Origin of the sequence: Corallococcus aberystwythensis, assembly GCF_003612165.1 — a bacterium.
GTDB lineage: Bacteria > Myxococcota > Myxococcia > Myxococcales > Myxococcaceae > Corallococcus > Corallococcus aberystwythensis.
The window spans coordinates 1-432 of the sequence record NZ_RAWK01000584.1 but is presented as its reverse complement, the minus strand read 5'-3'; the positions used below and the strand labels follow the sequence as shown (position 1 = coordinate 432).

Below are 432 nucleotides of genomic sequence, written 5' to 3'. Positions count from 1 at the left end.
CCCTTTGTCGATCAGGCAATAAACCGACTGCGACCGTTCGTCCTGATAGGCATTAATCATGAGCGCCGTTCCCTGCGCGTGGGTTCGGCGGGAGGTGGCTTTCCAGTTAATAGTGCGAACATCGTCGCCAGTCGTGTAGGGGCGTACCTGTTCAAACTCCATGCTGTGACCGATGCGTCGGATACGCTTTACGCCTATTTCGGTCAGGCGATTTGTGGCAGCTAAAAGCTCATACTGCCGCATTTGCAAAAACGATGGATAAACGGCCACCGTCTTTTCCTTCTCAAACTGATACCGACGTTTTAACAGGCCCAATGGCGACAGCACAAATACATTAACCGCCCCGAAATTGTATTCACCCCGGCGAGTGGGCCTGAGTTCATACCGAATGGCCTGCGTTTCGTGTGGATTCAGCCGGGCCTGGAATAATAC

At 52.8% G+C, this 432-nt stretch carries 1 protein-coding gene; it reads right to left on the bottom strand.

All coding sequences use genetic code 11. The features are described 5' to 3' along the window. On the bottom strand, positions 1-432 hold a 432-nt coding region (locus D7W81_RS41575), incomplete at both ends, for a DUF58 domain-containing protein (RefSeq protein ID WP_120560769.1).